This window comes from Achromobacter dolens, from assembly GCF_902859745.1.
In the GTDB taxonomy this organism is placed as follows: Bacteria; Pseudomonadota; Gammaproteobacteria; order Burkholderiales; family Burkholderiaceae_B; genus Achromobacter; species Achromobacter dolens.
In genome coordinates, this window is sequence record NZ_CADIJW010000057.1 from 1 (window position 1) to 23,053 (window position 23,053).

At 68.4% G+C, this 23,053-nt stretch carries 21 protein-coding genes and 2 pseudogenes; 8 read left to right on the top strand and 15 right to left on the bottom strand.

Annotation, left to right across the window (positions count from 1 at the left end):
* From HV783_RS25565 to HV783_RS25575, 3 genes and pseudogenes are all read right to left on the bottom strand, one after another.
* Positions 1-210: pseudogene (locus HV783_RS25565) on the bottom strand (c-type cytochrome); the annotation flags it as partial.
* Positions 207-1,979, bottom strand: a complete 1,773-nt coding sequence (locus HV783_RS25570) for a GMC family oxidoreductase (protein ID WP_054502862.1) — start codon at positions 1,977-1,979, stop codon at positions 207-209. The pseudogene HV783_RS25565 and the gene HV783_RS25570, both read right to left, overlap by 4 nt.
* Positions 1,972-2,709: a gluconate 2-dehydrogenase subunit 3 family protein gene (locus HV783_RS25575; RefSeq protein WP_054502544.1), complete on the bottom strand. Its 738-nt coding sequence runs from the start codon at positions 2,707-2,709 to the stop codon at positions 1,972-1,974. Before HV783_RS25575 ends, HV783_RS25570 begins: the two co-directional genes overlap by 8 nt.
* A gap of 581 nt (positions 2,710-3,290) precedes the next feature.
* On the opposite strand from HV783_RS25575, the gene HV783_RS25580 reads away from it, so the two are divergent.
* Both HV783_RS25580 and HV783_RS25585 read left to right on the top strand, forming a co-directional pair.
* A complete protein-coding gene (locus tag HV783_RS25580) occupies positions 3,291-4,856 on the top strand; it encodes a TerC family protein (RefSeq protein WP_175190122.1) in 1,566 nt (521 codons plus the stop codon).
* Between the two features lie 170 nt (positions 4,857-5,026).
* Positions 5,027-5,254 (top strand): annotated as a pseudogene (locus HV783_RS25585) (SphA family protein); the annotation flags it as partial.
* 162 nt (positions 5,255-5,416) lie between these two features.
* Here the strand turns inward: HV783_RS25585 and HV783_RS25590 are convergent.
* Positions 5,417-6,745, bottom strand: a complete 1,329-nt coding sequence (locus tag HV783_RS25590; protein WP_175190123.1) for an ATP-binding protein — start codon at positions 6,743-6,745, stop codon at positions 5,417-5,419.
* 255 nt (positions 6,746-7,000) lie between these two features.
* Here HV783_RS25590 and chrA point away from each other — a divergent pair, with 255 nt between their 5' ends.
* Entirely contained in the window at positions 7,001-8,260 is a 1,260-nt protein-coding gene (gene chrA, locus HV783_RS25595; protein ID WP_175190124.1) for a chromate efflux transporter, read from the top strand.
* A 9-nt stretch (positions 8,261-8,269) separates the two neighbouring features.
* Here chrA and HV783_RS25600 read toward each other — a convergent pair whose 3' ends face one another.
* Both HV783_RS25600 and HV783_RS25605 read right to left on the bottom strand, forming a co-directional pair.
* The gene (locus HV783_RS25600; protein ID WP_054502539.1) at positions 8,270-9,064 is read right to left on the bottom strand and encodes an enoyl-CoA hydratase; all 795 of its coding nucleotides are present in this window, start codon (positions 9,062-9,064) and stop codon (positions 8,270-8,272) included.
* A gap of 89 nt (positions 9,065-9,153) precedes the next feature.
* The gene (locus tag HV783_RS25605) at positions 9,154-10,077 is read right to left on the bottom strand and encodes a LysR family transcriptional regulator (protein WP_064527640.1); all 924 of its coding nucleotides are present in this window, start codon (positions 10,075-10,077) and stop codon (positions 9,154-9,156) included.
* 88 nt (positions 10,078-10,165) lie between these two features.
* Between HV783_RS25605 and HV783_RS25610 the strand changes: the two genes are divergently transcribed.
* The gene (locus tag HV783_RS25610) at positions 10,166-11,152 is read left to right on the top strand and encodes an aldo/keto reductase (RefSeq protein WP_175190125.1); all 987 of its coding nucleotides are present in this window, start codon (positions 10,166-10,168) and stop codon (positions 11,150-11,152) included.
* A gap of 17 nt (positions 11,153-11,169) precedes the next feature.
* On the opposite strand, the gene HV783_RS25615 is transcribed toward HV783_RS25610, so the two are convergent.
* On the bottom strand, positions 11,170-12,066 hold the full coding sequence (locus HV783_RS25615) for a LysR family transcriptional regulator (RefSeq protein ID WP_231133045.1): 897 nt from the start codon (positions 12,064-12,066) through the stop codon (positions 11,170-11,172).
* An 81-nt stretch (positions 12,067-12,147) separates the two neighbouring features.
* Between HV783_RS25615 and HV783_RS25620 the strand changes: the two genes are divergently transcribed.
* Positions 12,148-12,621 carry a DMT family transporter gene (locus tag HV783_RS25620; protein WP_054502536.1) on the top strand — a complete coding sequence of 158 codons (474 nt, stop codon included), beginning with the start codon at positions 12,148-12,150 and terminating at the stop codon, positions 12,619-12,621.
* Between the two features lie 28 nt (positions 12,622-12,649).
* Here HV783_RS25620 and HV783_RS25625 read toward each other — a convergent pair whose 3' ends face one another.
* On the bottom strand, positions 12,650-13,855 hold the full coding sequence (locus HV783_RS25625) for a multidrug effflux MFS transporter (RefSeq protein ID WP_175190126.1): 1,206 nt from the start codon (positions 13,853-13,855) through the stop codon (positions 12,650-12,652).
* Positions 13,856-13,956: 101 nt separating this feature from the next.
* On the opposite strand from HV783_RS25625, the gene HV783_RS25630 reads away from it, so the two are divergent.
* Positions 13,957-14,289 (top strand): Rdx family protein, encoded by a 333-nt coding sequence (locus HV783_RS25630; protein WP_116793554.1) that lies wholly within the window; start codon positions 13,957-13,959, stop codon positions 14,287-14,289.
* An 88-nt stretch (positions 14,290-14,377) separates the two neighbouring features.
* On the opposite strand, the gene HV783_RS25635 is transcribed toward HV783_RS25630, so the two are convergent.
* The 4 genes from HV783_RS25635 to HV783_RS25650 form a co-directional block, all read right to left on the bottom strand.
* Positions 14,378-15,907, bottom strand: a complete 1,530-nt coding sequence (locus tag HV783_RS25635) for a tripartite tricarboxylate transporter permease (protein WP_054502534.1) — start codon at positions 15,905-15,907, stop codon at positions 14,378-14,380.
* Positions 15,908-15,910: 3 nt separating this feature from the next.
* Positions 15,911-16,381 (bottom strand): tripartite tricarboxylate transporter TctB family protein, encoded by a 471-nt coding sequence (locus HV783_RS25640; protein ID WP_054502533.1) that lies wholly within the window; start codon positions 16,379-16,381, stop codon positions 15,911-15,913.
* Between the two features lie 296 nt (positions 16,382-16,677).
* A complete protein-coding gene (locus tag HV783_RS25645) occupies positions 16,678-17,157 on the bottom strand; it encodes a nuclear transport factor 2 family protein (RefSeq protein WP_116793475.1) in 480 nt (159 codons plus the stop codon).
* Positions 17,158-17,238: 81 nt separating this feature from the next.
* Positions 17,239-17,817 carry a TetR/AcrR family transcriptional regulator gene (locus HV783_RS25650; protein WP_175190127.1) on the bottom strand — a complete coding sequence of 193 codons (579 nt, stop codon included), beginning with the start codon at positions 17,815-17,817 and terminating at the stop codon, positions 17,239-17,241.
* A 484-nt stretch (positions 17,818-18,301) separates the two neighbouring features.
* On the opposite strand from HV783_RS25650, the gene HV783_RS25655 reads away from it, so the two are divergent.
* Positions 18,302-18,451 (top strand): hypothetical protein, encoded by a 150-nt coding sequence (locus HV783_RS25655; RefSeq protein WP_155755625.1) that lies wholly within the window; start codon positions 18,302-18,304, stop codon positions 18,449-18,451.
* A 70-nt stretch (positions 18,452-18,521) separates the two neighbouring features.
* Here HV783_RS25655 and HV783_RS25660 read toward each other — a convergent pair whose 3' ends face one another.
* On the bottom strand, positions 18,522-20,285 hold the full coding sequence (locus HV783_RS25660; RefSeq protein WP_116793477.1) for a GGDEF domain-containing protein: 1,764 nt from the start codon (positions 20,283-20,285) through the stop codon (positions 18,522-18,524).
* Between the two features lie 103 nt (positions 20,286-20,388).
* The gene (gene soxR, locus HV783_RS25665; protein WP_054502529.1) at positions 20,389-20,853 is read right to left on the bottom strand and encodes a redox-sensitive transcriptional activator SoxR; all 465 of its coding nucleotides are present in this window, start codon (positions 20,851-20,853) and stop codon (positions 20,389-20,391) included.
* A 128-nt stretch (positions 20,854-20,981) separates the two neighbouring features.
* On the opposite strand from soxR, the gene HV783_RS25670 reads away from it, so the two are divergent.
* Positions 20,982-21,401, top strand: a complete 420-nt coding sequence (locus HV783_RS25670) for a DoxX family protein (RefSeq protein ID WP_054502528.1) — start codon at positions 20,982-20,984, stop codon at positions 21,399-21,401.
* 25 nt (positions 21,402-21,426) lie between these two features.
* On the opposite strand, the gene HV783_RS25675 is transcribed toward HV783_RS25670, so the two are convergent.
* Positions 21,427-22,980 (bottom strand): sensor domain-containing diguanylate cyclase, encoded by a 1,554-nt coding sequence (locus HV783_RS25675; RefSeq protein WP_116793478.1) that lies wholly within the window; start codon positions 22,978-22,980, stop codon positions 21,427-21,429.
* Between the last annotated feature and the right edge of the window lie 73 nt (positions 22,981-23,053).

Below are 23,053 nucleotides of genomic sequence, written 5' to 3' on the forward strand. Positions count from 1 at the left end.
CGTGGCCGGTGTGGCCGAGGCCGGCGGCGCGCCCGACGCCGCAGGCGCCGCGGGTTGAGCCGGCGCGGGCGGGGCCTGCACCGCGGAGGCGCGGATCGGGCCGTCGCCGCCGGTGCCGAACATCTGGTGCAGGGTGGCGACCAGTGTGACGGCGGGCACGCCCACCATCAGCGCCACCGCGATGAAGATGCCGTTGCGATGTTCGATCATGATGACACCAACCGTCCCGGCGAACGCAGGTAGTCCGCCTTGATTTTCTCGACGATCCAATAGGCAGTGGCGCCCACCGTGCCCGTGGGGTTGTAGCCCGAGTTCTGGGGAAACAGCGCCGCGCCCGTAACGAAGACATTGGGCACGTCCCAGGACTGGCCGTAGCGGTTGACCACGCTGGTGGCGGGATCGCTGCCCATGGCCGCGCCGCCGGTCAGGTGGGTCGACTGGTACACGGTGGCCGAGAACGGCCGCTTGCGCGGCCCCGGCTCGGTCTGCGTCACGCCTTTCATGGCGCGGCCGATCTCGTCGCCGCGTTCGGTCAGGAACGCCGACATGCGGATGTCGTTGTCGGGGAAGTCGTAGGTCACGCGCAGCAGCGGCAGGCCCCAGGCGTCCTTGTAGGTGGGGTCCAGGCTGAGGTAGCCGCCGCGCCACGGTTGGGCCGAGCCGGTAATGGTGATGTTGGCGGCGTGGTTGTAGTAGCGCTTGACAGCCTTCTTCCATTCGGCGCCCCAGCCCGGCGTGCCCTTTGGCGTGGGATGAAAGCCGATCGGCGCGCCGCTGACCACCTGGATTTGCAGGTAGCCGCCGCCGACGAAGCCGTGCGGGCCGTGATCGAAGTTGTCGGCGCTGAAGTCGTCCATGGTGACCGCCACGGCGCCGGCGCCCATGAAGGGATTGATGTTCACGGACTCGTCGAAGAACAGGTTCACGCCGGACGTGGTCTGGTGCGTGTAGTTGCGGCCCACCACGCCCTTGTCGGTCACGGGGTCGTAGGGCTGGCCGATGCCGGACAGCAGCAGCAGGCGCACATTGTTGATGCCGAAGGCGCACAGCACCACGATCTCGGCCGGCTGGAAGATCTCGGCGCCGGCCGCGTCCACGTAGGTCACCCCGCGCGCGCGCTTCTTGTCCGGCGTCAGCTCGACCCGCAGCACATGCGCGCCGGTGCGGATCTCGAAGGTCGGCAACTTCATCGCCACCGGCAGGATACAGACCTGCGGCGAGGCCTTGGCGAAGTGCTCGCAGCCGAAGTTGGAACAGAAGCCGCAATACACACAGGCGCTCATGTGCAGGCCTTCGCTGTTCACATAGGGCCGGGTACAGAGCGCGGACGGTTGCACGTAGGGGTGATAGCCGAGCTTGCGCGCGGCCTCGCCGAACAGCGCCGGCGCATACGGCACCTTCATCGGCGGGTTGGGGTAGGGCCGCGAGCGCCACGGCTCGAACGGGTTGCCGCCTTCCTGCTTCTGGCCCTTGATGTTGCCAGCCTGGCCGGAGGCGCCGATCAGGTAGTCGAAGCGGTCGAAGTATGGCTCCAGTTCGTCGTAGGTCAGCGGCCAGTCCTGGCAGGTCAGCTCGGGATCGAAGATTTTGGCGCCGTAGCGCTCGGTGTAGTGGCTGCGCAGGCGGAAGTCGGTCGGATCGAAACGGTAGTACGCGCCCGACCAGTGGTTGCCGGCGCCGCCCAGGTGGGTGCCGGGGTAGGCGAACTGCCAGCGGCGCATCGGCAGCGCCTTCTGGTCGGTGTTGTTGCGGAAGGTGAAGGTTTCGGTGGCCGCGTTCTGGTGCAGCTCGTGGCGCCGCGTGTACTTGAGTTCGTCGTGGACGTAGGGGCCCTGGAAATCGGGCGAGGGCCAGCGCGCCTCGCCGCGTTCCAGCACCACCACGCGCTGGCCGGCCGCGGCCAGTTCCTTGCCGATGATGGCGCCGGTCCAGCCGCCGCCGACGATCGCCACATCCACCGCGGGGAGCGTCTTAGCCATGGCCATCTCCCGGTTTCATGGCGTGGGCGCGCGCATTGGCGATGGATACGGGCCGGCCGGCCCAGATCACGCCGTGGCGCTCGATGTCGTTGGAAAACGAGGCGTAGGCGCCGGGAAAGCCGACCAGCTTCCAGCCCACCATGTCGATATTGCCGCCATACAGCGGGTCGGAGAAGAATCCCTCGATGGTGGCGTCCAGCAGGGCCTGGAAGAACACGGCCGACGGCAATGGCGAAAAATCCGGCTTGCCGGCCTGCATGTCGTGCAGCCAGGCGTCCTGGCGCTGGGCGTCCAGTTCGGCGTAGGGCTTGCCATCCTGTTTGCGGGTGGCGGCGTCCAGCGCCGCCAGGCCGCGCCGGAACATCTCGGCGGGCGTGAACGACAACTGGTAGCCCTGCTCGGGCGTGCCGGCCTCGAACGGGCCCTGACGGTAGAACTGCTCGCCCGCGCCCCAGGCGCCCGCCAACTGGCCGTCGACGAACTGGGTCACGCCGGCTTCCTTGGCGCCGGGGCCGAGCTCGTCGGCCGGGATCAGGCGCGCGGCGATGGCGTCCATCGCCAGCGCTTCCTGGGCGTTGAAGAACTTGAGCGTGCGGTTGGGAGGAGCTGCGGCAGGGGCCGGCGTGGCCTCGGGCGCGGCGGCGGCATGGGGCGCCCAGACGGCGCCGGGCACGCCCACGGCCAGGGCCTTGAGCAGCCCGCGCCGTGCGGAAACAGGTTGGTCTTTCATTCATCGCTCCAGCGGCGGAGCCTGCGTCCGGCGAGGCTGGCCCCCGGCGCGCGGTCCGCGAGGCGACAACCTTCGGAGCGTTCGGCTCCCGAGTGAAAGGGATCCCGCGACAGCTTATATGTATGAGCATCGAGTTTGTCACTGATTCGATGACGGCGACACCCTTCCGATGCGGGTCGTCCCGGATTTTTCTCTCGCTTACATTTCAGCTAATATTCAGGTTCCTGAAAGAATGAGAGCACGGCGGAACACGCGGCCTGCGCTTGCCCGGCAAGCGAGGACGGTTTCGCCATCTATGACCGACGACCCGCCTCCTAGTATGGCGCCGCTCACGTGGCGGCGCCCGGTTTCCCCTCCCTGCCGACTTCCGGCGTCCGGCCCCGCACGGCCGGCTCCGCGCGATCTCGCCGCAGCGCCCACGCCCCGCATAGGCGGCCGCGCGCCGCCGGCCTGTCCGACACCGTCCGCGCCTTGCGCACGCGCGGCACAGCTCCATTCTGTCCGAGTTCGCCCCTCGCCATGGCCCCGGCGTTGCCGGACCCGCGCGCTCGCCCGCTTCTGAGTCTTCTTGTGGAACGTTGATGATCTTTGACTGGATGTCCGACCCGACCGCCTGGCTTGGCCTGGCGACGCTGGTCATTCTTGAAATCGTGCTGGGTATCGATAACCTGGTGTTCATTGCCATCCTGGCCGACAAGCTGCCGCCGGCGCAGCGCAACCGCGCCCGCATGATCGGCCTGACCCTGGCCATGCTGATGCGCCTGGGCCTGTTGGCCAGCATCGCCTGGGTGGTGACCCTGACCGCGCCGCTGTTCACCGTGCTGGGCGCCGAGATCTCGGGGCGCGACCTGATCCTGATCCTGGGCGGCCTGTTCCTGCTGTTCAAGGGCACGATGGAGCTGCACGAGCGCGTCGAGGGCGGCAGCGGCCATGACAGCGGCCAGAAGGTGCAGCATGCGGTGTTCTGGCAGGTAATCCTGCAGATCGTGGTGCTGGACGCGGTGTTCTCGCTGGACTCGGTGATCACGGCGGTCGGCATGGTGCAGGACCTGAGCATCATGATGATCGCGGTGGTGGTGGCCATGGCCGTGATGATGCTGGCCAGCCGCCCGCTGATGGGCTTCGTGGCGCGTCACCCCACCGTGGTGATCCTGTGCCTGGGCCTGCTGCTGATGATCGGCTTCAGCCTGGTGGCCGAAGGCCTGGGCTTCCACGTGCCGAAGGGCTACCTGTACGCCGCGATCGGCTTCTCGATCCTGATCGAGCTGTGCAACCAGCTTGCGCGCCGCAACCGGGCCAAGGGCGCGCATGCCCTGGGCCGCCGCCAGCGCACCGCGCAGGCCGTGCTGCGGCTGTTGCGCGCCGGCCGCGGCGGCCAGGCGCCGCAACCGGCCGACGATGTGGTGGCGCTGGTGGACAGCGTCGGCGAGGAACCGGCGTTCGCGCCGGAGGAAAGCTCCATGATCGAACGGGTGCTGGCCATTGGCGCGCATGATGTGCGCGCGATCATGGTGGCGCGCGGCGACATGATCTGGCTGGATGTGGCCGACACGCCCGACGCGATCGTGCGCAAGTTCGCCTCGGGCCACTCGCGCCTGCCGCTGTGCGCCGGCGATCCGGCCAACGTGCTGGGCGTGCTGCACTTCAAGGACCTGCTGCCGCTGCTGCAGAACCCGGGTCCGATCGACCTGGTCGAGCTGGCGCGCGAGCCGCGCTACGTGATGGAAACCACGCCGGTGCTGAAGGTGCTGGAAGAACTGCGCGCCTCGCGCGACCACATGCTGATCGTGGTCGACGAGCACGGCGTGTGCGAAGGGCTGGTGACGCCGATGGACGTGCTGACCGCGGTGGCCGGCGAGCTGCCGGAAAATAGCGAGGCGCCGCCCGAAGCGCTGCAATTGTCGGATGGTTCCTGGCTGCTGGACGGGCGCCTGGCGCTGGCCGAAGCGGCGCGGGTGCTGGAGGCGGCGGAGCTGGCCGAGGGCGCCGACGACGCGACGCTGGCGGGCCGGCTGCTGCGTGCGGAAGGGCGGATTCCGGAAACCGGCGACGTGATCGCGTGGCGCGACTGGCGCTTCGAGATCACGCGCCGCGATGGACTGCGCATTGACCAGATCCATGCGCGCAGGGCGGCCGCGCCGGCCTGACGACGCACCGCGGTATTTTCAATATGGGCGGGAATCCCCGAAAGGGGCATTCCCGCTTTGTTATTTGCGTTTCTTATTTTCGCCCCGCGCGCCCTGCGATTTGTTTCAATCGCGCCGTCCGGTAAAACCGATCGCACTATTGGTTAATTCATTACTACACGCCAAAACGGTTGCTCGGCACGCAACAGCAGCTCGGCAGCGACAGCGGTCCCACCGCCGACCGGCTGAATGGCTTCCGGGGCCGCGACTGGGCGCTGGGTCCGGTCCTCACCTATGACCGCAAGCTGGCCGACAAGCGCTCGCTGTCGCTCGGGTTGCGCTGGGTGCCGACCCTCAGCAGCACCAACCGCCTGGATAGCAGCAGCACCTTCATGGCATCGGCCACGCTGGTGTTCTGAAACGCGCCAACGCGCCGTGGTCCGGCGTCCGGCCAGGTCGCCGGACCGAGTCGTCGGGAGAGCCGTCTATGCGGAGTGTCTCGCGTGTGTTGGGATTGTGGCTGGTCTGCGGCGCCGCCGCAGCGCAGAAGTTCACCGATCCGGAGGACGGCGCGTTCGACATCAGCAACTACCTGCTGAATCCGCCGCGACGGGCGTGGACATCCAGCGCAATATGAAGCGCGCGCCGCCCAACGGGCTTTCGCGCACTTCGATGGTGCCCTTGTGGCTGGCTGCCACGCGCTTGACGATGGCCAGGCCCAGGCCGGCGCCGCCGGTGCCGCGGTCGCGGCTTTCGTCGAGCCGGATGAAGGGTTCGAAAATGCGCTCGCGATCGACAGGCGCGACGCCCGGGCCGTCGTCATCGACGATCAATTCGTAGCCGCCCGTCGGGCAGCTCGTCAGCGAGATTTCGATGCGCGCCCTGGCGTAGCGCACGGCGTTCTGGACCAGGTTGAGCAGCGCCCGGCTCATGTAGCGCGGATGCAACTGCACATGCGCCGGCAGGCCGTCGCGCACGTGGCAATGCACGCCGCGCGCGTCGGCCTGGTGCGCCACCTGCGCCAGCGCTTCGCCGAGCCAGTCGCGCACGTCCACGGTTTCCTGCTTGACGACGTCGTCGGCGGGACGTTCCAGCCGCGCGTACACCAGTAGTTCGTCGACCATGGTTTCGAGCTCGCGGATATCGGCGCGCATATCGTGCAGGATCTGCTCGCGCCGCGCCTGGAATTTCTCCTGGCCCAGCATGTCGACCTCGAACGACAGCCGCGCCAGCGGCGTGCGCAATTCATGCGAGACGGCGTTGGTCAGGCTGCGCTGATTCTCCACCAGCGCCGAAATGCGCTCGGCCATTTGATTGAAGCTCTCGCCGACATGGCGGATGCCGGAGAAATGCGACAGGCGCGCGCGTACGCCCAGGTCGCCCTGGCCCATGCGCAGGGTGGCGTTGCGCAGCGAATCCAGGTCGCGCCACACCGGGAGCGCCCACAGGAGCAGCAGCACGGCCGCCAGCACCATGCTCAGCGCCAGCCACGCGCCCCATGTGATCCACTTTTCCAGCGTGGGTTCGCCGGGCAGGCGCATCTCCAGCCATTGCCGCGGTTCGCCGGGCAGGGGAGCGAGATAGGTGTTGTATTCGTCGCGCATGATGAAGCCGCGCGTGGCCAGATCCTGCTTTTCCTGTTCGGTCGCTTCGATCCGTTCCGGTGTCACCAGCTTCAATTCCAGGCCATAGTGCGGGCGCAGGGAATCGCGGATGAAGGCGGCGCGTGATTCGGGCTCGATCGGATCGAGTTCTTTATGCAGCGCGTACATCTGGCCGCGCACGGCCTCGTACGACAGATCGGCGCTGATCGATTCGAGCAGATAACCCAGGCTGCGGTTGACCAATTGCGAGGCGGCAATGTAGGCGATGGCGGCGACCACGAAAATACGGATCGTGAACTTGAGCATTCTGGAATTCCTGTGGGCGCGGGCGCCGCACATTTGCCGCTCGACGCGTCTGGCCACCGCGGTGGGCCGGCGTATTCTACAGAGCGGATATCGGGCTATCCAACGGATTTTGTATGGAAATTGTGAAGCTTGATGCAGTACTCTGGCGGAACCGTGCCGCGCGAACGATTGAAACTGCCACGCCGCCCGGCTATAAGCTTGAATCACGCCGCCGCGCGACCGGCCGGCGCCAACCGTTCCAGAGTGTCGAGTCCGATGCCGCCGCAACCCCCTTCCCACGATGAACGCGTCGCCAGTAAAGCGGTGGCCAGCGAGGCCGAGACGGCTGGAGGCGGAACCTGTGCGGAGGTCTTTTTCGCTTTTCTGCGGCTCGGCCTGACCGCCTTTGGCGGCCCGGTGGCGCACCTGGCCTATTTCCGCGAGGAATTCGTCGATCGCCGCCGTTGGCTCGACGATTATGCGTTTTCCGATCTGGTGGCGTTGTGCCAGTTTTTGCCGGGCCCGGCCAGCAGTCAGGTCGGCATGGCGCTGGGCCTGAAACGGGCCGGGTGGACGGGCATGCTGGCGGCCTGGCTTGCGTTCACGCTGCCGTCCGCGCTGGCAATGATCCTGCTGGGCCTGGGGCTGGCGCGTTTCGGCGGCCTGGCCAGCCTGCCGCTAGTGCATGGCCTGAAGGTGGCGGCCGTGGCGGTGATCGCGCAGGCGGTGTGGGGCATGGGCCGCTCGCTCTGTCCAGACGCGCCGCGCGCCGGGTTGGCCATCGTCGCCGCGTTGATCGCCGTCGCGCTACCGACCACCCTGGGGCAGATCGGCGCCATCGTGCTGGGCGCGGCGGCCGGCGCCGTGTTGCTGCAGGTGCCGCCTCGGCCGCTTCTGGCGAACCGGGCCCAGAGCGTGTCGCGCAGCGCCGGTTATCTCTGCCTGTCGCTGTTCACGCTGTTGCTGGCGGGGTTGTCGCTATGGGCGTCACTGTCGGACGCGCCGCTGGCGACGCAATTGGCCGGGTTCTATCGCGCGGGCGCGCTGGTGTTCGGCGGCGGGCACGTGGTGCTGCCGTTGCTGGAGACGGCCGCGGTTGGCGGCGGCATGGTGTCCAGCGCGGATTTCCTGGCGGGCTATGGCGTGGCGCAGGCGCTGCCGGGGCCGCTGTTCACGTTCGCCGCTTTCCTGGGCGCGGTCTCGTCCGGTCCATTGCCGGGCTGGGCCGGCGGCCTGGCCATGCTGGTGGCAGTGTTCCTGCCCGGCGCGCTGCTGGTGGCCGCCGCCTTGCCTTTCTGGGAAGGCCTGCGGAGCCGACCGGGCGTGCGCAACATGGTCGCGGGCGTCAACGCGGCCGTGGTGGGCATCCTGCTGGCGGCGCTGTACGACCCGGTCTGGACCGGCGCGATCCTCACCAAGGCGGATTTCGCGCTGGCGCTTGGCCTGTTCGGCCTGCTGGTGTATGCGCGCTGGTCGCCGCTATGGGTGGTGCTGGCCGCCGCGGCGGGCGGCTGGGCGCTGGGCTGGCTGGCGTAGCGCCGCCGATCACGGGCGCCAGCGCGGCGCGCGCTTTTGCAGGAAGGCGTCGATGCCTTCAGCCGCGTCCTCTTCCATCATGTTGCGCGCCATGACTTCGGCGGCGTATTCGTAGGCCTCGGCCTGCGCCATCTGGCGCTGTGCGTAGAACATGCGCTTGCCGTGGCGGATCGCGGCGGGGCTCTTGGATGCGATCACGTCGGCCAGCGCCTGGACCCGCGCGTCCAGCTCCGCGTCCGGCGCGACGTCGTTCAGCAGGCCCCAGTCGCACGCCTGCGCGGCGTCGATGAAGCGCGCGGTCACCAGCATTTCGAAGGCACGCTTGGTCGACACGTTGCGGCTCAGCGCCACCGCCGGCGTGGAACAGAACAGGCCGGCATTGATGCCGGAGACGGCGAAGCGCGCGCTGTCGGCGGCCACGGCCAGGTCGCAGCTCGCCACCAATTGGCAGCCCGCCGCGGTGGCCACCCCGCGGACCTTGGCGATGACCGGCACTGGCAGGGCCTGCAGGCCCTGCATGACGCCGCCGCACTTGCGGAACAGCGCCAGGTAGTAATCGAACGCGGGCTGGCTGCGCATTTCGCGCAGGTCGTGGCCGGCGCAGAACGCGCGGCCGGCCGATTCCAGGATCACGCAGCGCAGGCCGGGTTCACGGGCGAGCGCGTCGATGCGCGCGCGCAGCGCGTCCAGCAAGCCCTCGGACAACGCATTGAATTGCGCGGGCCGGTTCAACCGCAGCGTGGCGATGCCATCGCGCATCGTGTGCAACAGCAAGGGGTCCTGGGGCAGGGCATCGGCGGGCATGGCGTCTCCGAAAGGGGGGCTGGCCTCCACGATAGCAGGCTGGCGCCGCCTGCGGACCGGCGCGACCCATGCGGGGCGATTGGCGGGGCCTAGCCGTCGATCGCGCCGGGCAGCCCGTTGGCGCCGCGGATCGCTTCGATCAGGCGGCTCAGCGCGGGCGCCAGTTGCCGCCGGCTGGGGTAGTACATGACCAGCGGCGCGCCCGCTGGCGACCACTCGTCCAGCACGCGCCGCAGGCGTCCGGCGCGCAGGTGCGGCTCCGCGCAGCGCTCCAGGCAATAGGCCAGGCCGATGCCGTCCAGCGCGGCGTCCAGCGCCATGTCGGTTTCGTTCACGATCAGCGCGCCGGGCACGTCGATGGCGTGCGCGCGCGGCGGCTGCCCGAGTTCCCAGCGGTACATGGTCTGGTCGCCGAGCCGCAGCCGGATGCAGGCGTGGCGCAACAGGTCCTCGGGCGTCCTGGGCGTGCCGTGGCGGCCGAGATAGGCGGGCGCGCCCACCACCACCCAGCGCAATGGCGGGGTCAGCGGCGTGCAGACCATGTCTTGCGGCACCGTGTCGCCGAAGCGAATGCCGGCGTCGAAGCCGGCCTTGACTATGTCGACCATGTTGTTGTCGACCACGACCTCGATCTGCACGCCGGGATAGTCGTCGAGGTAGCGAGCCAGCACCGGGCTGAGGAGCAGCCGCGAGGCATCGCGCGGCACGTTGATGCGCAGGCCTCCCAGCGGGCCGCTGCGGTAGCGGTCCAGCTCCGACAGGGCCGCGCCGATCTCGCCGAAGCTCTGGTCCAGTTGCGCCGCCAAGCGGCTGCCGGCTTCGGTGGGCGCGACCGAGCGGGTGGTGCGGTTGAGCAGCTTGACGCCCAGGCGATCTTCCAGGTTGCGTAGCGCGTGGCTCAGGGCCGAGGTCGATACGCCCAGTTCGATGGCCGCCAGGCGGAAACTGCCGCGCCGGCAGATGGCCGCAAAGGCGCTGAGATCGGCCAGGTCGTGGCGGCTGTAGGACGGCATGAACAGCGGGGCGAAGATGAATAAATCGTTGAATCCGATTCAATAATACCTGACCTACACTCATCAACCCTTTTGTGTAGGAGAAGTCATGCTGGTCGAGACCATGCGTATTGAAGGCATCCCCACGCCTGTGTCGAGAATCGGCCTGGGCACGTGGGCGATCGGTGGCTGGATGTGGGGCGGCGCCGATGACTCGGCCTCGATCGCCACCCTGCGCGGCGCGGTCGAGCGCGGCATCAACCTGATCGACACCGCGCCGGTGTATGGCTTCGGCCATTCCGAGGGAATGGTGGGGCAGGCCCTGGCGGGCATGCGCGACCGGGCGGTCATCGCCACCAAGGGCGGCCTGGAATGGGCCGGCGAGGGCGTGCGGCGCAACTCCAGCCCGCAGCGGCTGCGGCGCGAGGTGGAGGATTCGCTGCGCCGCCTGCGCACCGACCGCATCGACCTGTATCAGATCCATTGGCCCGATCCGCTGGTGCCGATCGAGGACACGGCGCGCACGCTGGAAGCGCTGCAGCGCGAAGGCAAGATCCTGGCGGTGGGGGTGAGCAATTATTCGCCCGAGCAGATGGATGCGTTCCGCGCGGTGCTGCCGCTGGCGTCAGTGCAGCCGCCCTACAACCTGTTCGAGCGCGCCATCGAGCGCGACGTGCTGCCCTATGCACGCGAGCACGGGCTGGCCGTGCTGGCCTATGGCGCCTTGTGCCGCGGCCTGCTGTCGGGTCGCATGACGGTGGACACCACCTTCGGCGCCGACGACCTGCGGGCGGCGGATCCGAAGTTCCGCCGGCCGCGTTTCGACCAGTACGTGCGCGCCACCAAGGAACTGGAGGCCATGGCGCGGATCCGCTACGACAAGCCGGTGCTGGCCTTGGCGATCCGCTGGGTGCTGGACAGCGGCCCGACCATCGCCCTGTGGGGCGCGCGCCGTCCCGAACAACTGGACGGCGTGGACCAGGCCTGCGGCTGGCACCTGAGCGACGCCGACATGGCCGACATCGACGAACTGCTGGAAAAGAACGTCCTCGATCCTGTCGGCCCCGAGTTCATGGCACCGCGCGCGCGGGAATAGGCGGCGCCCGCCGCGCCTCAGCCGGCCACCTGACCGAGCAGCGCGCGCAGCCAGCCCAGGCCGGCGTCCGCGTCGGCGCGCTGGTGCCAGATCATCTCGAACGCCAGCGGCGCGATGGCGAATGGCGCCGGCCCCACGGCCAGGCCGGCCGGCGCCGGCGTCACCGAGCGCCGCGCCACCGTCAGCACCAGGTCGGTGCCGGCCAGCACGGCGGACGCCGCCGTCCAATGCGGCAGCCGCAGCGCCACGCGGCGCGACTGGCCGAGGCGGGCCAGCGCCGCGTCCACTTCCGCCGCGCGCTGGTCCTGGCTGGCGGCCGCCAGCACGTGCGGTCGCGCCAGGTAATCCTCCAATGTCGACGGCAGGCCGGCGGCGGCGTCGGCGACGCAGACGAAGCGCTCTTCGAACAGCACCTCGCGCTGAATGTCGGCGGGGGTCTCGCCGAATACGGCCAGCGCCAGGTCGAGCTGGCCGTCGGCCACGCCCGCGATCATGCCGCTACGGCTGGCATAACTGATCTCCAGGTCGATACCCGGCGCGTCGCGCCGCAGGCGCCGCATCAGCGGCGGCAGCAGCACGCTCGCGCCATAGTCGGACATCGCCAGGCGAAACGCGCGCCGGCTCGCCGCCGGCTCGAACACCGCGCCCGCCAACAGCCGACGCACCTGCGCCAGCACATCGCGCAGCGGCGCTTCGAGCGCCAGGGCGTGCGGCGTGGGCCGCAGGCCGCCACGGGTGCGATGGAACAGCGGGTCGCCAAGCAGCGTCCGCAGGCGGGCCAGCGCGTGGCTCATGGCGGGCTGGCTCATCGGCAGACGGGCGGCGGCGCGGGTCAGGTTGCGCTCGTGCAGCAACGCGTCCAGCACCACCAGCAGATTCAGGTCGATGGCCCGTAAATTATTCACTGGCTGCATATTCAATAGACAAATATCGAATTGGATTCAACGGTTGACGAATAAGAGAATAAAGCCAATCCTCTTGAATCGGAGCAAACCTTGAATACCACGACCTTCTACGCCGTTCCCGCCGCCATCCTGGCGGGCGCGCTGGTGCCTATCCAGGCCGGCGCCAATGCCGCCCTGGGCCGTCACCTGGGGCATCCGCTGTGGGCCACCATGGTCTCGCTGGCCATCAGCGCCATCGCCGCGATGGCGGTGATGGCGGTTCTGCGCGTGCCGGCGCCGAGCTTTGCCGAGATCGGCCGGCTGCCGTGGTGGGGCTGGACCGGCGGGCTGGCCGGCGTGTTCTACATCACGGCGGCGCTGATGCTGGCGCCGCGCCTGGGCGCGGGCGCCTTCCTGGCGGCGGTGATCGCCGGCCAGATGCTGGCGGCGCTGCTGCTGGACCGCTATGCGTTGGTGGGCTTCGTCGGCAGCGCGCTCAATCCCGGCCGGCTGGCGGGCGCGGCCCTGATCGCCGCCGGCGCGCTGTTGATGCACCTGTCGAACGCGCCGCGCGCGGCGGCGTGAGCCACGCCGGACGGCGTGGGCCGGGCGCTCAGTGCGAAGACGCGGCGACGCGGCGGGCCATCACGCCCGACAGGCAGAGCAGCGGCCCCACGATCACTACGCCGATCAGGCCCATCGCCGCTTGCGGGGCCACACCCTGGTCCAGCAGGGCGGTGGCGATGACAGCCGAGCCGCTCATCTGGAACAGCCCATAGACCGCGGCGGCGGTGCCGGCGCGATCGGCGAAGGGTTCCAGCGCCAGGCTCAGCGCCGAACCCAGCGCCAGCGAAAAGCCGACGGTGAGCACCGCCACCGGCAGCATGAAAATCCAAGCGGCCGCGGGCGCCCAGCGCCAGGCGGCCAGGTGCAGCAGCGCGGCCGCCAGCAGCGCCATCATGCCGACCCGCAGCATGGCATAGCGGCCGAAGCGCGCAATGAACACCGGCGCCAGGAAGAACGCCGCGATGTTGATGGCGGCGTTGCCGCCAAACCAGGCTGAAAACCCCAGCTCCGAATAGCCGAGCTGCTGCACCAGCACCACCGGCGCGGCCGACACGAACACCAGGATCATGGCCATGCCGGCCATGCCGAAAATGGCGAAGTAAAGGAAGCGGCCGCTGGCCGCAATGGGCGCGTAGCGGCGCAGGCTGTACAGGGGCGTGCCGCGCGCCGGCGCGGCCGCGCGGGTTTCGGTGAAACGCCGCGCCAGCAACGCGGCCAGCGCCAGTGCGAACAGCACCATGAAGACGAAGGTGCTGCGCCAGCCGGCATGCACCGCCAGCGCGCCGCCCAGCATCGGCGCCAGCGCCGGCACCGTGCACAATGCGCCGTTCAGATAGCTGTAGACACGCGCCCCGACCGCCGGGCTGAAGCGGTCGCGCACCGCCGCGAATGCCACCAGCGAAGCCGAGCAGGCGCCCAGGCCCTGGATCACGCGGGCCGCGTAGAACAGCTCCAGCGTATTGGCCGCGGCGCCCAGCGCCGACCCGGCCAGGTAGGCCAGCGCGCCGCCCAGCGCCACCGGCCGGCGGCCATGGCGGTCGGCCAGCGGGCCGATCAGGATCTGGCCGACGCCGACCGAGAAGATGAAGAGGGTGATGCTGGCCTGCAGCGCGCTGATCGATTGGCCGAAGCCGACGGCCATGGCGGGCAGGGAGGGCAGGTAGATGTCGATGCCCATCGGTGTCAGGGTGACCAGGCCCATCAGGAGGCCGATCAGCCAGCGTTGGCTGCGGGCGGGTAATACAGACTTCATTGGCGGACTCGGGGCGCACCGCGCGCGCGGGAAAACCTGACATTATCCACGACTGGCGATCCGCGCCGCCCGCCCCTGGCTGGCGTAGAATGATCCGCGCCATGCAGACCGCCACCCAGCCCGACGCTCATCGTCCCCGCATCGTCATCCTCTACTGCACCCAGTGCCAATGGCTGCTGCGCGCCGGCTGGATGGCGCAGGAGCTGCTGTCCACGTTCTCCACCGACCTGGGCGAGGTGGTGCTGCAGCCCGGCACCGGCGGCATCTTCCAGATCACCTACGATGGCGAACTGATTTGGGACCGCAAGCGCGACGGCGGTTTTCCGGAAGCCAAGGTGCTCAAGCAGCGGGTGCGCGACCGGCTCGATCCGGGCCGGCCGCTGGGCCATATCGATGGCCACGTCGTGGGGCCGGCGGCGCCGCCCGAGGCCTAGCGGGCCGTTGTCCGCCCGCGCGACGAGTCTTTCGCGCCAGGAAAAACAGCCGCCCGAGGGCGGCTGTGGGTCACACCGTCGAGGCCGGTCAGGCCGCCGTGCGCGCTTGTTCCAGTGCGGCTTGCGCCTTGTGCTTCTGCCTCACGGCCGACACCAGCAGCAACGCGATCAGCATCACGCAGGCCAGCACGAAGCCCAGGCTGATCGGGCGCGTCACGAAGATCGACAGGTCGCCGCGCGACAGCAGCAGGGCGCGGCGGAAATTCTCTTCCACCATCGGCCCGAGCACGAAGCCCAGCAGCAGCGGCGCCGGTTCGAAGCGCAGTCGGATCAGCGCATAGCCCGCCGCCCCGAACAAGGTCACCATGCCCACGTCGAACAGGTTGTTGTTGGTGCTATAGACGCCGACGCAGACGAAGAACAGCGCCGCCGGGAACAGATAGCGGAACGGCACGGTCAACAGGCGCACCCACATGCCGATCAGCGGCAGGTTCAGCAGCAACAGCAGCACGTTGCCAACCCAGAAACTGGCGATCAGCCCCCAGAACATGTCGGCGTGCTCGACCATCATCTGCGGACCCGGCTGGATGCCGTGAATGATCAGCGCGCCCAGCATCAGCGCCATCACCGGGTCGCCCGGGATGCCCAGGCTCATGGTGGGGATGAAGCTGGTCTGGGTCGAGGCGCTGGTGGCGGCCTCGGGGCCGGCGATGCCCTCGATGGCGCCGCGACCGAAGCGGCGCGGCTCGCGTGCCACCTTCTTTTCCACCGCGTACGAGATGAACGAGGCGATGGTCGGGCCGGTGCCCGGCAGGATGCCGAAGGCCGCGCCGATGGCGGTGCCGCGCACCAGGGCGCCGCGCGACTGCTTGATGTCGCCGGCCTCGGGCCGCATCGACTTCATGCTGACCTTGGTGCTGGTGACCTTGGTGTCGCCGCCGATCTGGTTGATGTTCTTGAGGAAGTCGGCCACGCCGAACAGGCCCATCGCCAGCGCCACGATCTGCAGGCCGTCGCTCAGTTCGAGGATGCCGAAGTGAAAGCGCATGGTGCCGGTGTTGACGTCGGTGCCGATCACGCCCAGCAGCAGGCCGACCACCACCATCGCCACGCCCTTGATCGCCGAGCCCTTGGCCAGCGTGGCCCCGGCCAGCAGGCCCAGCATCATCATCGAGAAATACTCGGCCGGGCCGAACTTGAAGGCCACGTCGACCAGCAGCGGCGAGAACAGGATCATCGCCAGGATGCCGACGGACGCGCCGCAGAACGACGAGAACATCAGCATGAACAGCGCCGAGCCGGCCTTGCCGTTGCGCGCCAGCGGATTGCCGTCCAGGCAGGCCACGGCGTGCGAGGCGGTGCCCGGCAGGTTCAGCATGATCGAGGTGATGCCGCCGCCGTACTGCGAGCCGTAGTAGATGCCCGACAGCATCACCAGCGCGGCGGTCGGGGTCATGGTGTAGGTCAGCGGCAACAGGATCGAGATGGCGGCCAGCACGCCCATGCCCGGCAGCACGCCGATCAGGTTGCCCATGAACACGCCGAACACGGCCCACAGCAGGTTGTCGAGCGCGAACGCGACCGAAAAGCCATGCATCAGGTTATTGAGGATTTCCATCGATCAGCCCCAGCGGAACAGCGGAAACTGCAACTGCAGCGCCCACGAGAAAACGGCCACGCCGAGAATGGTCACCCCCACGGCCAGCAGCGCGGCGCTGCGCGGCGTGTGCTGGCGATCGCCCATGGCCGAGATGAAGACCAGCGCGAAGGTGGCGGGCACGAGGCCGCCATACTTGCCCAGCAGGATGAAGGTCAGGAGACCGCCGATGATGCACCCCCAGCCGCGCCACTCGGGCGGCGGGACCTCTTCGGCGTCCTCTTCCGTAATCATTGGCGAGTAGGCCATGCGCGCGATGATCAGGCCCAGCAGGACCAGCAGCACGCCGAGAATGGCGGGAAACAGGCCGGGGCCCATGCGGGCCAGGCTGCCCAGGGTGTACGTGGATGCCTGCGCGATGGCGCCCAGGCCGAGCACGATCATCGTGCCCGCGGCCCACGCCTCGCGCTTGATGACGCTGCGTCTTGATTGCATTGGATTCATTCCTCCCTTTGTTGTGGTTTTCATTCGGACTGACTTCGGCCTGAATGAAAGCTGACATTCCAATGAATGCGGGAGTCTAAGAATCCAAACTTCCGAATACCTTTCAGGAAATGGAAAAAAATTCCACGCAAGGCGGAGCGCGTGGAAAAAACACGGGAAATCCCTAGGGGCCGTTAACGCTGATCGTCGAGCCCGGGACCGCGAGGCCCGCTTGTCGCCGCCGCGAGGCGGGGCGTCGACGACGCCCTGCGGGCAAGGGGCTCGCCGCCGAGCGTCGCACCGTGGGTTCAGAGGCCGAGTTCGGACAGCCCCGGGTGATCGTCGGGACGCCGGCCCAGGGGCCAGTGGAACTTGCGGTCGGCTTCCCGGATCGGCAGGTCGTTGATGCAGGCGTAGCGGTGCGTCATCAGGCCGTCCTCGCCGAACTCCCAGTTTTCGTTGCCGTACGAACGGAACCAGTTGCCGGAATCGTCGTGCCATTCATAGGCGTAGCGCACGGCGATGCGGTTGCCGTCGTGGGCCCACAGTTCCTTGATGAGTCGGTAGTCCAGTTCCTTGGCCCATTTGCGGGCCAGGAAGGCGCGCGCTTGCTCGCGGCTGTTGACGAACTCGGCGCGGTTGCGCCAGCGCGTATCCAGGCTGTAGGCGAGCGCGACCTTGTCGGGGTCGCGGCTGTTCCAGCCATCTTCGGCCAGGCGCACCTTTTGCGCCGCGCTGTCGCGGGTGAAGGGAGGAAGAGGGGGGCGGGTAGTGGGGGTCGATGTCATCGCGCTGGCCTCGCAGGCGGGTGGAAAAAACGGGAATGCCACGAGCGTGGCCGGGCGCAAGGGGCGGGCAGGGTCATGGCCTCAGTCCCCGGTGCCCAGCAGCGCGGCGGCGGCGCGGCGCGCGCTGTCGGCGATGGCCGGATCGCGCGAGACCAGCGCCACCGCAATGGCGCCGTCGATCAGCACCAGCAATTGCGCGGCGGCCTCGTCGGGCTCGGGCAGATCGGCATCGCGGACCCGCGCGCGGATGTGGTCGAGCAGCCGCGCCTTGTGTTCGCGTGCCACCGCCAGCACCGGACTGGCTTCATCGCCGATTTCGCCGGCGGCATTGAGGAACGCGCAGCCGCGAAAGTCCTCGCTGGCGAACCATTCACGCAAGGCGTCGAACATGGACAGCAACCGCGCCCTGGGGGTGGCCGCCCGCGACGTGGCGTCGACGAACCAGCGCATCCAGCGTTCGTCGCGCGCCCGCAGGGCCGCGGCCACCAGCGCATCCTTGTTCGGGTAGTACTGATACACGCGCTTGCGCGCCACGCCGGAGGTCTTGACGATGAGATCCATGCCTGTGGCGTGGATGCCCCCGGCGTAGACCAGCCGTTCGGTGGCCTGGAGCAGGCGCAGGCGCGCGTCGTCGGGCGGGAGGTTGGGCGTGTCGGGCATGGCTGAGAATGATCGTTCTATATGCGATGGAGGCAATAGTAGAACGATCATTCTCTTCGGTCAAGCGAGTCGGTCAGGCGGTGAGCGCGCCCCCCACGCACGGGCTCGGTTCACTTGCTGTGCCGTCCCTGTCCGGGCGTCGGGTGCAGGGGGCGCCGCACCATTCAGATACATAAGCCAATCTCAAGATGCTTGCTTTATCTGTTAATTAATACTAAAATACTTAGATCGTCACACAACAAGCCGGCAATTTTTCCGGATGCCGCCAAGCCAATGCCGCGCGCAGGCCTTGGCCTTCCCCCAAAGCGGGGTCCATCGAAGCGTCTTGCTTCGCCGCCGGCTTTGCCGACGACCCCAGGGCCATGCCCTGGCGCCCGGTCCTGATGCCTGCCTTGCATCGCCGCCAGGGCATCCCGGGCGCGCTGGATATCCGAGTCGTTCCCTGCGCAGGGCAGGCCGACATCGCACACAGGAGAGTACGCACATGTCCCAACTGATCGCCAAGAAACCGCGCTTCGAAGTTCCGCCGCTGAACTGGAAGGCGCCAGGTTCGCGCCCGGACCCCGAAACCTCCACCCGCCCGGAAACTTCCGAGGCCGCCCAGGACAAGAACGCGACCCGCGTTCCTGACTGACCCCTCCAAGGCAACAACGCCGCGTCGACTCCGACGCGGCTTTTTTTTGGCGGCGCAAAGGCGTCCGCCGTCAGTCGGTGTTTTCCGGCGCCACCCCGTTCTTGCCATCCACCTTGGCCCGATAGAGCAGTTCGTCGGCGCGGCGGAACAAGCTGTCCGCCGTCTCGATGCCGGGGCCGCGCGCGAGCGCCACGCCGAAGCTGGCGGTCAGCGCGAACACCGCGCCGTTTTCCGCCGCCACCCTGGCCCGCGCGATGCGCTGCCGCATGCGTTCGGCCATCTCCACCGCCTCGGCGGCCTTGTGGGCCCGGCACAGCACGGCGAATTCCTCGCCGCCCACCCGCGCGACCACATCCGCCTGCCGCCAGGTCTGCCGGCACAGGTCGGCCACCGTTTTCAGGGCTTGGTCGCCGCTGGCGTGGCCGTAGGTGTCGTTGATGCCCTTGAAATCGTCGATGTCGAACAGGATGAAGGCCAATGCCGTGCCGGCGTCGCGCCATTGCGACAGGGCCTGATCGAGGCGGCTCTCGAAGGCGCGGCGGTTGAGCAGGCCGGTCAGGAAGTCGGTCTCCGCCATCACCGCCAGGTCGACGATCAGGCGGTCGCGCTCCAGTTCGGCGCGTTTGCGCGCGGCGGCGTTGTCCTTGAGCACGCTCAGCGCCTCGAACATGCCGTCGACCTCGCCGCGGTACTTGCCCACGGGGATCGCGGCGACGGGCGTGCCGTTGGCGATGGCGCCGATGATGCGGGTGGCCTGCACGAACGGCCGTATCACGCGCCGGCGAAACTGCCGCAGCGACAGCATCAGCGCGGCCGCCAGCGCGGTGGCGGCTACCAGTGTGATGACCAGCAAGCGGATCGCGTCGCGCCGATGCTCGCGCATGCTCGCCTCCATCAGGTCCAGCATCAGGTCGCGGAACTGGCTGATGGCATGCATCAGCGGCACGTAGGTCGCGGCCAGCTCGCGCGCGCTGATGGTGGCGCCGCCGGGTTGCAGCGCCGCCATGTCGCGCACTTCCGCCAGATAGCGCATGCCTTCGCCGAAATAGAAATGCCGCAGGTCGCCGTAGGCCAGCGACTCGCGCAGGTCCGGCCGCGTCGCCAGGCGCATCTCCAGCAGGTCGTGCAACTGGTCGATGCGTCCCAGCACCCGTTCAATGCGGTATTCGTCGGACTCGGTCAGTTGGCGGTGCTTGGCAAGCGCCGGCGTGAAGGTCGAGCCCAGCAGGCCCGCCTGTTCGTGCAGCTCGCTCGCCAGCAACGCCAGGGTCAGCAGATTGGGCGCGTCGGCTCCGTTCCGCATCACCACGCCGGCGCTCTCGGCCATTGCCGCCTGCAGCTCGGGCACCAGCGCCACCATGCCGTTCACCGCCGCCAGCACGCGCTGGCCCGAGATGTCGGCGCGCGGCGTGGCGATCAGGGCGTCGGCGTCTGCGCGGGCCTTGATCAGGGCGTAGCGGATGCGCTGGATGTTGGTGAACTCCCGCGCGCTGTTCGGACTGAGCGGGGCGCGGTACAGCGCCAGCAGTTCGGCGATGCGGGTGTCGCTGCGTTCGCGGGCCGCCTGCAGCCCATCCAGCAGGGATGCCCCGACCGGGTAGTCGGCGCCCAGGGCGGCATTCATGGGACCACGCTCGGCGGACACCGTTTCCATCGCCGCGATGGTGGTGCGGACGATGGCGAAAGCGCGCAGCGCTTCGCCGGTGGCGAGATAGGCGGCGCGGCTCTGGAGCAGCAGGATTCCCGTCAGGACCGACATTGGCAGCAGCACGCCCGCCGCCAATATCAGGAAATAGCGTTCCAGTGATTTGATCGAGAATCTACTGCGCAACATACGGATGGGCCGGCCTGATGCGATGTGGCTGTGCGCGCAGGATACTGTAATTGCGCGGCTGCCAGGCCATCGCCGCGCGCCGCATGACGTCTCGCCGGGCGGCTCAGGGCCGTTCCAGGATGCGTGGGCCCGGCCCGTCGCGGCCGAGCACGTCGTCCGGGTTGCGCAGCGGACAGTCCTTGAGCGACAGGCAGCCGCAGCCGATGCAACTGTCCAGTTCGTCGCGCAGCCGGGTCAGCTTGCGGATGCGTTCATCCAGGTTCGCGCGCCATTGCGACGACAGGGCCTTCCATTGCGCCGGACTGAGGCGGTTGCCGTCCTGCGGGAAGCGCGACATGGCCTCGCGGATTTCCTCCAGCGGAATGCCTGTGCGTTGCGCCACCTTGATGATGGCGATGTAGCGCAGCACGATGCCGGGAAAGCGGCGCTGGTTGCCGTCGCTGCGCGAACTCTGGATCAATCCCTTGGTTTCGTAGAAGTGGATCGTCGAGACCGGCACCCCGCTGCGCCGGGCGACTTCGCCCACCGTCATGAGCCGCGTGATGTCGATCGGCTTGTCGCCCGCCATGGAAGTTGACCTCAAGTTAAGTTGAGGTTTTATAGTCCGCCGCGCTGGATTTGGCAACCCGCCGGATCCGGCCTGCCGCCGCGCCCGCCGGGCGGGCGGGACAACGCCGACCATCAGGAGCAGGACCCATGCAGACGCCGCAATACCTCGAACCCGTGCTTCAGAGCTCTTGGCTCTGGTTCATCGCGCGGCTGTGCCTGGCGGTGGTTTTCATCGCCTCGGGCGCGGCCAAGCTGATCGATTTCCAGGGCGGGGTGGCGGAAATGCGGGGCGCGGGGCTGGAACCGGCCCGCCTGTTCAACATCGCGGTGGCGGCGCTGATGCTGGCCGGTTCGATCCTGATCCTGGCGGACCGTGCTGTCTGGCTGGCCGCCGCCGCGCTGGCGGTGTTCCTGGCGCTGACGATCTTCATCGTGCACGCCTTCTGGCGCCTGCCCGAACCGCAGGCCAGGCTGGCGTTGTTCTTCGCGCTGGAGCACGTGTCGGTAATCGGCGGCCTGTTCGCGGCCGCCATCGCCAGCCACTACCGGGCGCTGGCGATGGCTTAGGGGGGCTTGCGGCGACCCCGGGGCCCTAGGGGGTGCCGTGCAGCACCACGCGGTTGCGGCCCTGCTGCTTGGCCGCATAGAGGGCGGCGTCGGCGGCGTGGAACACCTGGACCACGTCCGGCCCGCTGGTCGGCCATTGCGCCACGCCCGCCGACATCGTGATCCCGCCCACCTGTGGGAAGTCGCGCTCCGCGGTGCGTTGGCGCAGCCGCTCGGCCACGATCACTGCTTCCGTCGGCGCCACCCCCGGCAGCAGGATCAGGAATTCCTCGCCGCCGTTGCGGCACAGGATGTCGCCGGGGCGCGAGCAGTCGCGCATCAACTGCGCCACGTCCTGGATCACCTTGTCGCCCGCGGTATGGCCGTAGGTGTCATTGACCCGCTTGAAATGGTCGATGTCCAGCGCCAGCACCGAGAATGGCGTGCCCGAAGCCTGCAGGTGATCCACCGCGTCCTGCGTGCCGCGCCGGTTGCGCAGGCCGGTCAGCGGGTCGGTGATGCTGGCCAGGTTCAGCTTGCCGATCTTTTCCTGCAGGGTGGTGAAGCTCCAGATCACCGCGCGCTTGAGGCGCTCGGCCTCGAAATACCAGGCGCGCACCGACTTGACCCGTTGCATCGCCACCGCGACGTCATGATGTTCGACGTTGGTGGCCAGTTGCGACAGCGGCAGCGAGATTTGCCGCGCACACCACCAGATCGCCAGCAGGAACACCAACGCCAGCGGCGCGGCGTAGCCCAGCAGCGCCCACAGCAGCTCGCGGATCGGTTCCAGTGTCACGGCGGTGGGGCGCTGGGCCACCACGCCCCAACCGCTGGCGGGCACCGGCGCGTAGCCGGCCAGCATGTCCACGCCGCGTGAATTGACCACCCGGCGCGCGCCGGCCTGGCCCTCGATGACGGCTTCGATCACCGGATTGCCGTTCACCACTTCGCCGACCCGGCTGGCATCGGTGTGATAGATAAGCCGCCCGTCGCCATCCACCACATAGAGATAGGAGCCGTCTTTGTAGTGGTGCAGGCCCAGCAGGTCGTTGAGCGCGCTTTCCCTGCGCAGGTGCAGGGTGCCGGCGATGTAGCCCAGGAAGCGGCCGTCGGCGGCCAGCACCGGATAGGACAGGTTGATCAGCAGGTTGCCGGCGATCGAGACATAGGGTTTGGTGATGACCGGATGACGGCTTTGCAGCGCGACCCGGCTGCCCGGACTGTCGATCCGGGTGCCGACAAAGCTGCGGAAATCCTGGGTGGTGGCCAGCAGCACGCCGTCGGCGCCCACCACGCCCACCGAATTGAACGTGTCGCTCTGCTCCTGTACCCGGCGAACCTCGGCCGCCAGCATGTCCGGGGCGCCCATGTGCGCCGCGATCTGGCGCGCGCTGTAGCCCAGTTGGCGTTCGGCCGCCTTGAGAAAACCGCCGGCGCTCTGCGCCAGCTTGGCGGCGTAGACGCGGTTTGCTTCCAGGGTGGTGGTGATGAGTTGCTCGCGCTGCAGCCGGTAACTGGCGTACAAGGCGTTGGCGGTAGCGGCGATGGCGCTGAATATCGTAAGCGCGAGCACCAGGCCGCGTAGATTGATTCGCATGGGGAGCACAGCAGGCATGGGTCTCGTTATGGGCGCGGCGCTGCGCAGCGCCGGCAGGCGCCATTGTATGCAA

What these genes read in the sequence shown, in the direction of transcription:
- HV783_RS25570 (WP_054502862.1), bottom strand. Translation starts at nt 1,979, where the DNA reads ATGGCTAAGACGCTCCCCGCGGTGGATGTGGCGATCGTCGGCGGCGGC.
- HV783_RS25575 (WP_054502544.1), bottom strand. Translation starts at nt 2,709, where the DNA reads ATGAAAGACCAACCTGTTTCCGCACGGCGCGGGCTGCTCAAGGCCCTG.
- HV783_RS25580 (WP_175190122.1), top strand. Translation starts at nt 3,291, where the DNA reads ATGATCTTTGACTGGATGTCCGACCCGACCGCCTGGCTTGGCCTGGCG.
- HV783_RS25590 (WP_175190123.1), bottom strand. Translation starts at nt 6,745, where the DNA reads ATGCTCAAGTTCACGATCCGTATTTTCGTGGTCGCCGCCATCGCCTAC.
- chrA (WP_175190124.1), top strand. Translation starts at nt 7,001, where the DNA reads ATGCCGCCGCAACCCCCTTCCCACGATGAACGCGTCGCCAGTAAAGCG.
- HV783_RS25600 (WP_054502539.1), bottom strand. Translation starts at nt 9,064, where the DNA reads ATGCCCGCCGATGCCCTGCCCCAGGACCCCTTGCTGTTGCACACGATG.
- HV783_RS25605 (WP_064527640.1), bottom strand. Translation starts at nt 10,077, where the DNA reads ATGCCGTCCTACAGCCGCCACGACCTGGCCGATCTCAGCGCCTTTGCG.
- HV783_RS25610 (WP_175190125.1), top strand. Translation starts at nt 10,166, where the DNA reads ATGCTGGTCGAGACCATGCGTATTGAAGGCATCCCCACGCCTGTGTCG.
- HV783_RS25615 (WP_231133045.1), bottom strand. Translation starts at nt 12,066, where the DNA reads ATGCAGCCAGTGAATAATTTACGGGCCATCGACCTGAATCTGCTGGTG.
- HV783_RS25625 (WP_175190126.1), bottom strand. Translation starts at nt 13,855, where the DNA reads ATGAAGTCTGTATTACCCGCCCGCAGCCAACGCTGGCTGATCGGCCTC.
- HV783_RS25630 (WP_116793554.1), top strand. Translation starts at nt 13,957, where the DNA reads ATGCAGACCGCCACCCAGCCCGACGCTCATCGTCCCCGCATCGTCATC.
- HV783_RS25635 (WP_054502534.1), bottom strand. Translation starts at nt 15,907, where the DNA reads ATGGAAATCCTCAATAACCTGATGCATGGCTTTTCGGTCGCGTTCGCG.
- HV783_RS25640 (WP_054502533.1), bottom strand. Translation starts at nt 16,381, where the DNA reads ATGCAATCAAGACGCAGCGTCATCAAGCGCGAGGCGTGGGCCGCGGGC.
- HV783_RS25645 (WP_116793475.1), bottom strand. Translation starts at nt 17,157, where the DNA reads ATGACATCGACCCCCACTACCCGCCCCCCTCTTCCTCCCTTCACCCGC.
- HV783_RS25650 (WP_175190127.1), bottom strand. Translation starts at nt 17,817, where the DNA reads ATGCCCGACACGCCCAACCTCCCGCCCGACGACGCGCGCCTGCGCCTG.
- HV783_RS25655 (WP_155755625.1), top strand. Translation starts at nt 18,302, where the DNA reads ATGTCCCAACTGATCGCCAAGAAACCGCGCTTCGAAGTTCCGCCGCTG.
- HV783_RS25660 (WP_116793477.1), bottom strand. Translation starts at nt 20,285, where the DNA reads ATGTTGCGCAGTAGATTCTCGATCAAATCACTGGAACGCTATTTCCTG.
- soxR (WP_054502529.1), bottom strand. Translation starts at nt 20,853, where the DNA reads ATGGCGGGCGACAAGCCGATCGACATCACGCGGCTCATGACGGTGGGC.
- HV783_RS25670 (WP_054502528.1), top strand. Translation starts at nt 20,982, where the DNA reads ATGCAGACGCCGCAATACCTCGAACCCGTGCTTCAGAGCTCTTGGCTC.
- HV783_RS25675 (WP_116793478.1), bottom strand. Translation starts at nt 22,980, where the DNA reads ATGCGAATCAATCTACGCGGCCTGGTGCTCGCGCTTACGATATTCAGC.